This is a genomic window from Enterobacter cloacae complex sp. IR5403, assembly GCF_049238705.1.
Lineage (GTDB): Bacteria > Pseudomonadota > Gammaproteobacteria > Enterobacterales > Enterobacteriaceae > Enterobacter > Enterobacter hormaechei_C.
In genome coordinates, this window is record NZ_JBMKHP010000022.1 from 47,043 (window position 1) to 54,935 (window position 7,893).

The following is a 7,893-nucleotide window of genomic DNA, read 5'->3' on the forward strand; positions in this document are numbered from 1 at the left end:
AAAGAGCATGTTTCATTTGCGGGTGCTTTCCAGAATGCCGCTACAGTTCGCTACAGTAGCGGTTGTAGCAGAGAAGCAATGTATCACTGTGTATTTTTCAGATGGATAAGGCTCGCGATCTCCTCCGGACCACGAGCCTGTGTATTGTTGTGTTATCCAAAATAGTGCTCAGTTATGAGGTAGCTATTCTGGCTAAGCAGGGTTCTGAGGCGAAGGCGGCTGTTTATCATCAAATGGCCTGTAGTGACCATTGTTCATTCGCCAAGTAATATAAACCGCCGGGTTTTCAGGTGATTTAACCATGTATGCGAAAATACCTGTAGTCATGATGGCGTTCAGCAACGGTTCCAGTTTTTCGCTGCGGCGAAATTTGTTCGGACCATATTTAATGACATCGTTCTTTTTGAACGGAAAGCCGTTAGTGGACCTGAATTTATGATGGATCCACTGGGTTAGTATTTGCACGTCCTGCTGGAATTTATACTCATCCGTGAATTGATAAAACCAGGCTGCAGTATGGTTGAGATACCAGTTCACTATTGCTGATGCCCGCGAAATAACATCAGTAGTAATAATATCATCCTCCTGGTTGGTTAAGTAATTCAGCAGCGCAGCGATACGCAACACATTCGTACTGGCTTTCAGTACCATGGGTTTGATATATGACCAGGCACTACCCGGGAGTGTGTATCTCAGCCAGTTCTCACGCATCGTCTCCCAGTGGACTTCTGCTTCAGGTGAAAGCTTGAGAACCTTTTTCTTACCTTCACCAGAATTAATTTGTTTTAGCTGCTGCCCGAGTAATTTTCCAATCAGGTCGTGAAAGCAGGTTAAAGCATTTTCATCACGGTATGCGGTATCCTGACGATAATGGTGGCTCATCACACAGGAACTCAGCATGGTGTTCGGGGTGATATTTGAAAAGAGGAAGCGGGATAAAAAACCGCTCTCTAATGCTTTATCACCATCCTTTTTCATGTAATCGAAAAAAAGCGAAGGCTGTAACATTAAGGACACCGTCAGCGTCGGTTTAAAGCTCTGGGTGGCACGCTGATGACGATTATGCTCATACATATCGCCATCCCAGGCTTTATTGAAGAACGCCAGATTATCTTTAAGACGTACGTCAAAGAAGTTGCTGGCTTCATCAGAAATCAGACCTGCGCACGGATACTCATTCAGGCCAGCGATGAGCGCGGCAAGCGAGGTGTCAGTGTAGACCAGCGTGGGTAGCACTGGTCTGACGGGTTCAACCGATGCGTGAGATTTCAGGGCTGCCTGGACCTCGTCTGTACACTGGTCTTTTTTAACTGCATCGCGCAGCTTACTTTCCAGCGCCTTTAAACTGGTTTTCCATACGACATAATCTTCGCGCCAGACAGCCTGGTTAACCCGATGTGATTCGGCCAACTCAGCCCTGAAAGCATCAAAGGGCTTCATTACCTGTTTGCTGACGGACGATTTGCCCGTCCCTGAATCAGCGAGCGTCAGGATGTTGAGTGAACAATGCTCCTCTATGTCCGTGTAAGGATTGAGTACATTGATATGCGAATGGCAGGCCAATGATACTGCCGCTAAAACAGCGTTCACGGCCAGTACAGTCGGTACTTTTCCACCATCCTGAAGGTAGTTGATGGTGTTTTGCATTATCAATGGCAATGCATCAACGGGGAAGGGACTGGCAGAATTAACCATTGGAAGTGCAGGGGGTAAATATGACATTTCAATTTCCTTTTTTTCAATCCAAATAACGTAGGGATGACATCACCGATGCGGCTTACCCTGCCGGGTAAGGGCATGCGGTGAATGTTTTTTAATGTGGTGTTTCAGAATGCTCTTTCGACAGTCGCCTGTAGAGGAGAGAGGAGATCAGAGCAATGGCTGTTTGCGCTGCAATACCCAATCGTCTAATTCGGATTCGAGCCAGCCAACGGACTGTTTACCGAGAGGATAGGGTTTGGGGAATGCTGGATCATGACGTGGCGATTTGTCATTCAGCCAGTCGTAGATGGTCGATCTGGCGATACCCAGTTTGCTGACAACGTCAGGTAAACGTAGTACTTTCACTGTTGATATGGTCATTTTGCTTTGCCTCTGTTTGGGTTGGTTTGAACAGGACAGAGACTAATGGTAGAAAAAATTGTTTGGGAGACGTGAGGTCAAGTATAAAAGAACATTAGCTCACGTATTGACATTCTGGAGGGGATTTTGAAAGGAAATGATGTTAGTGCCCTTTTTAACGAGTTGAAAGACTCTTATGAACTCAAGCTTGATGAATTAAAACAAGAAGGGGAAATATCGACTAACAAATATCAAGAGGATGTTCAAAGGTTTTGTGAAGAGAGAGAAAAGGAATATGATGGGCTTGAATATTTTCTGGCTGAAAGTACACAGTTGTTGAAAAGTGAGGCTGCATCTGTTTGGGTTGATGCAGTTTTGCAGGGAAGGTTTGATAAGTATCTATATATATCGTTATGTTATTACCATCTGGCCCTTCTCGTGTCAGCCAGAGAGCGTATAAACGATGGATGTAAGTATATTCAAGATGCCATGTATTTTTATGGAAAATGGCATGGGAGTCGAGAACATAAGGAGTGGGCAGAACTTAAAGGAAAAAAAGAAAAGGATCGTCTTGATAACGCCAAGGAGAGTATCAATGAAAAATACGTTCCTATTAAAGTTGAAATAATCCGACTTTTACATTCAAAAATGCCTTTGAATAAATGGAGCTCAACAACGAAAGCAATTTCAGGTATTCAACGAGAGTTAGAGCAGTTTCTTGATAATGAAAGTAAGGATAAGTCTTGCAATTTGAATCCTAGTAATTTGGAACGAACAATAAAAGAATGGATCAAGAAAGATGGCTATTTGAAATATGCATTTTCTGAAGTCCTGGCAAGGCGGTTAGACGTGTCTTGATTATTTTTTTACAAGCCTGACAGTTACATGTGTTAACAAACTGTAACTGTCAGGTTAGGTCTAAGGTAAATAGTTAGTAATTATAGCGCAACATATCCAAGTCCAATTCTGCTAACACTCGCGCCTACTCTCTGGATATAATTCAAAGCATATTCATATCGGAGTTTCGCTACTACTTCTGCCTTTTGGGGAACGCTTTTAATAGTGTTGTCTTTAAACTCTAATTGTATTTCAAGGAGTGATAATGTCCTGTTTTCAATCATTCCGCCTTGTTCTGCAACAAATGCACGCCAATCAACTTTTTGGATGGCTGGGCTGCTGACATCATCTTTTGGTGAACGTATCCCCAAGCCTATTATATTTTCGCCATATTCGACGTAACAATAAGAACCGCTGTTAATATGATTTTGGGTCAGGTTATCTGGGCTGGAAGGGTGAAGTCTGATAGCGGTAAATGGTCGCAAACTAGCATCATCACCTTTATTGAAGGCTATAATACTTTGGCCAGGTTGTAAATCACATGCAGGAGTAGCACAGACCCACCAAGTATCACCTAATTTGAAGATGTGTCCACTATCTAACTGCTCCGGCGCACTTTTACCATCTTCACTGATTCTAGAAGGAAGGCAGCAGACGTAGCGATTATATTCACTTATTGCCTGTTTTTTATCAGCTTCTTTGCTGAGGTCAACTCTGTAATGTTCATGAAAAGTGGATCCGCTAGCTACATCTGCCTGATAAATTTTTCTGCCGAAATCAGCCACTGTATCTTCTACTAAGAAGGAGAGCATTTCCGACTGACGTGCAACATGATTTTTTAAACGGTATGTGCGCAGAAGTTCTATATGTTCTGCGGGAAGTTCATTACTTCCCGGATTACGGATCGTTTCGTAGAATTTTGCATAGGCATGCTTTTGCTTGAGAGACGTTTCTTCGACTTCTGCGCCGAAACGGCTTATTTCATTACGGAATTTTGCAGAAAGAAGCCGGGATGGGGTGGGCCTCCAGTCCAGTAATGCAGCTTCCAACTCATCCATTAAGTTTTCAGCACCTTTATTCACAAAGCACACAAAACCTCGTGACGTTCGCAACCATTTGCAGGTATCTGTAATATTCCAGTCAAGTAATGGTGGAGGATGGGAACTGAAATCGTTGATGTATTTTTTTTCAAATTGCTCAACAGCCCAGTAAAAGAATATTTTTCGTTGTGCTGGTTGTAATCGCAGTTCATTCGCCCATTCATTTAGTTGCATAAAGGCACCTTTACCGGACATAAATTCGCCAAGTACTTTTCGCAACTCTTTAGCAGGATGCCTGGCTGCTATATAAGTTGCCATATCCAGCTTTTCAAGTATGACGCTGCGATCAAATAGCCCACGATCTTCTTGAACCATAATTTCATTATCTAGAAGATCAATTTGTTTCTTTATCTCCTCACAGTGCTGAGATGTGCAAGTTGTCAATAGGGATCGCAAACATTCATGAATAACATTATCAAGATCTTCACTTGTGTGCACGACAACAAGGTTAAAATGTTGATTATTTAAAACAGATGCAAGGATTTTTCTGGCAGTATCTCCGCCTGTTCCGGCCTCCGGACCTTCAAGGTTATAATCAAGAATGAGTAAATCTGATTGATGAAGGTGATCGGCAAGTTCTTCAGGGGACTCGTTTCTGGTTTCTTCTTCCACATGATTAGTTGACACACCATCATGAATATCAATGATTAGTCCAGGCTTATGTTCTCGAAATTGTCTGATGAGGCGCGTGACTTCCTGTGCAGTTGCGGAGGAACGCCAGTTTTTCTTCGTCACTACATCTGTCTCTGAGCCGTCGCTAGATGCGCCTTGGACTTTTTCAGAGAAAATCTCTTCCCACGTAGGGTACTGGTCATCAACAATCAAAACAGATCGAAGCGGTAGAATAAAAGCCTCATTGACCAGATCATTAAATGTTGTTGCTTTAGTCAAAAGTGGCCCCCTTGAAATCAATGATGAAATTAGCACCGATGAGACGTCTGAACTTACGCTCCGTGGTATACTCTATTGAATGCCCGCCAGCCTGTAAATTTGTGCGACATAGGTAAAGTCCAATACCTCTGCCACCGCTCGATTTTCGGGTAAAGAACATCTTAAAAAGATGTTCTTGGTCAACGGGATTTATGCCTGGTCCATTGTCAGATACAATGATTCTCTCTTCCTCCACCGACATGAAAACCTCAGGTTCATCCGTGTGGGAATTAACCATCCAGTAAACGCTATTATTTACTAAATTTACGAAAACCGGATATATACGGGAGGGTTGTTCATAAAGAGCAAACCGTCGAAATTCTTCTGAAGCATGGATAGAGATCTTTCTATTGCGTATTACTGCACCAAAAAATTTATTCAGATAATCTTCAATCTCCCTACCTGTTATCAACCGTCTAGCCTTAGTACCTGATATTTTTAACGGAGAAAGGAATTCAAGTTGCTGGCTCAAAGCTTCAAACCCTTCGACAATGAGTTCTGTTCCCGCTATTTGTCCGGCTTGCTGGATCTGACGAATGCCTTCGTAAATCATCCGCTCATTACTTGCTAGTTCATGCCCCAGAATTTCTACTGTGATGCCAAGTTGAGCCACTTGGTTGAGCCTGTTTAGATCCTCTCGTAACGTCACATTTTCAGCGGTGCCTTGTCGCGCGATAAGTTCAATATTAATATTTTCGCTCATGATTTCTAGAGCATAAAGGTATGACTGAAAGGTATCTTCATTCTCATTATCAAGCCTTTGATAAATTGCTTTCATTTCGGCTAGCGCATAGTCTAGACCACAACGGCCAAGTCGGACATTCTCAACAAAGGGCATGGCATCCTGATGAAATGCTTTATTTCGTTCATCAAACAGAGACGCAACACGTTCGCTTTCTGTATTCTGGATCGTTTCAATGGCTTTACGCCAAGCTCTAAGTCGTGCCTGAAGGCGACTTGCGTGGCTGTTTAGTTGCTTTTGCGCTATTTCTTCGGGCTTAGCTGGTTTGATAAGCTCAATTGCGCTTGCTCGTTTCTCTTCTAAGCCCTTGATTTTTTCAATTATCTCAACATACATGCCTCTATATGCGCGATAGTCATCTTCAATAGCACCAAGTTTGGCTGGCGCTCCAGATAGGCGCAAATCGGCCATGTTTTCAGTGAGCCGATTGATTAATGACTGAGCATTAAGAAGATCTTGTTCATTTTCAATTTGTGTTTCAGAGAGGATATTTTCCGTTTCGGCATATATCTCATTTAACAAGGGCAAATTCTTCCGGAGGTTAGAACGGAAGCGGCTCGTATTTTTTGCGGATAATGCTTGTCGTTCTTTATCTGCTTTTTCCTTGTCATATTTTGCTTGTACATCCGGCAATACCTGACTTCGTAATTCCGATGCCTGACCAAAATACTGGTAGGCGGCTGTTCTCAGAATATGAATGACCAATGCACGCAGCGCTTTTGCGCTTCGGTTATCAATAAATCCTTCTCTACCTGCTTTATCTTTCAGGTTAGGATTTTGTTCGCGAGATATAGCGACACGGCCAAACATCCTACGAGCATTCCAGAATTCACGCCCTGCAGAGATACTACGGCGGGTTTCAATTTCAAAGAAATCATTATCAGTTCGCCCATACGGGAGGACCCTGAGACCATTACGGAATAGTAAAAAACCACCGTGTTCATCAGCTAGTTTTTCGAATCTGGCCCAATCAGTTTCGGATAATGTAGTGTTTCGCTGAGTCCTTTCGTAGGTCGCAACAGTCAAGCTGAATGGACCGACTAGCGTGGTGGGTCCAGATGGTAGTTTAAAATCTTTTGGGGGATAAATGATGTAGTCAGAACCCTGAAAAAGCCATTGACCAAATGCCTTAATTTGCCCTTTGAAAATGCCTTCAGCATCAATATTTCCTGAAAGCAAGTGTTCCGCTTCTTCCAGAACATCACGATTAATTGATCTACGCTCGTCTTCTACAATCAGTTTAGAGACAGCACCTGACCATAACCTGACTTCATAGGAAAATTCAGGTGCGAAAGCATTATATTCAATGGCGTCATTATCAACGTATGGATCCGTGAACGCAGAGAGAGTTGAAACGAGGGCTTCTCGAATTTTATTAACATTTCCATCTGGTTCAACTGAAGGTAATTGAGCTCGAAGATCATAATTAATATCAGATACAATCAACGCTGAACCATGGGAAGAGCTGCCTTCCCAGACAGACCATGGAGTCAGATGATGCTCTTCGAAGCGGGCATTGACTATAGTGCTGGCTATAACCGCTGATGGTTTAGGTGAGGAGGGACTATTTTCCTGAACCACGCGGTCGTAAGTCTCCCATGCAAGCTTAAGTCTTTGAGAACGGGGAGTATCTTCTTTGTCACCTTGGATGTTATCCAATAGACGATTGAACAATTGCGGAAGGATTACAAATAACTGATCTTTATTTTTAAATTCGGTGACTGGCACCTCTATATCCGAAAGTACCAAGTAAGGGTTTTCAAAAATTCGCCAGTCAATTAGAGCCGCAACGAAATCAGCATTTTTTCTTTTAGTTACAATGAGAAGTAACGGACCTAGGTTTGCTGATGACAGACGCCCGATGCCTTTCTGGCCTTGGCGAGTTCGCTTTGGCAAACCGTCACGATCTTCATCATCCTTCGTATTGTTCTCATACTTAGATGTGGTACCAACGACAAGCCAACGGTTTACAAACTCCTCAAAGTTCATTCCATGGCCATCATCGAATACGGCCGCAACAGGCTCTTGTTCATCAAAAAGATGAAGGCTTACGTTTCGTGCATAAGCATCATAAGCATTTTTCCAGAGTTCAGAAATAGCGGTAGGACAGTCGGCATGACCTGCTCCCCGTTGATTAGTACACCCCGATGTTAGTAATGTCTTCATAAGCCACATGAGGACATCCCCATGAAGAAGCGTTTTTCCGACGAACAGATCATCAGT

Annotated in this window: 5 protein-coding genes; 1 reads left to right on the plus strand and 4 read right to left on the minus strand. The window is 43.0% G+C overall.

Features of this window, described 5'->3' with window-relative positions:
• Positions 1 to 192: 192 nt before the first annotated feature.
• Both ACOTW6_RS20665 and ACOTW6_RS20670 read right to left on the minus strand, forming a co-directional pair.
• Positions 193 to 1,722, minus strand: coding sequence for a YfjI family protein (locus ACOTW6_RS20665; RefSeq protein ID WP_213789190.1), 1,530 nt, complete (start codon positions 1,720 to 1,722; stop codon positions 193 to 195).
• 147 nt (positions 1,723 to 1,869) lie between these two features.
• Positions 1,870 to 2,082, minus strand: coding sequence for a helix-turn-helix transcriptional regulator (locus tag ACOTW6_RS20670; protein ID WP_155167151.1), 213 nt, complete (start codon positions 2,080 to 2,082; stop codon positions 1,870 to 1,872).
• Between the two features lie 126 nt (positions 2,083 to 2,208).
• Between ACOTW6_RS20670 and ACOTW6_RS20675 the strand changes: the two genes are divergently transcribed.
• Positions 2,209 to 2,919 (plus strand): hypothetical protein, encoded by a 711-nt coding sequence (locus ACOTW6_RS20675; protein ID WP_317457823.1) that lies wholly within the window; start codon positions 2,209 to 2,211, stop codon positions 2,917 to 2,919.
• Positions 2,920 to 2,999: 80 nt separating this feature from the next.
• Here the strand turns inward: ACOTW6_RS20675 and ACOTW6_RS20680 are convergent, their stop codons facing one another.
• Complete coding sequence (locus ACOTW6_RS20680) at positions 3,000 to 4,889, minus strand: response regulator receiver domain (RefSeq protein WP_213789188.1); 1,890 nt, start codon at positions 4,887 to 4,889, stop codon at positions 3,000 to 3,002.
• Positions 4,882 to 7,836, minus strand: a complete 2,955-nt coding sequence (locus ACOTW6_RS20685; RefSeq protein WP_421766292.1) for an ATP-binding protein — start codon at positions 7,834 to 7,836, stop codon at positions 4,882 to 4,884. The genes ACOTW6_RS20680 and ACOTW6_RS20685 overlap by 8 nt, the downstream gene beginning before the upstream one ends.
• Between the last annotated feature and the right edge of the window lie 57 nt (positions 7,837 to 7,893).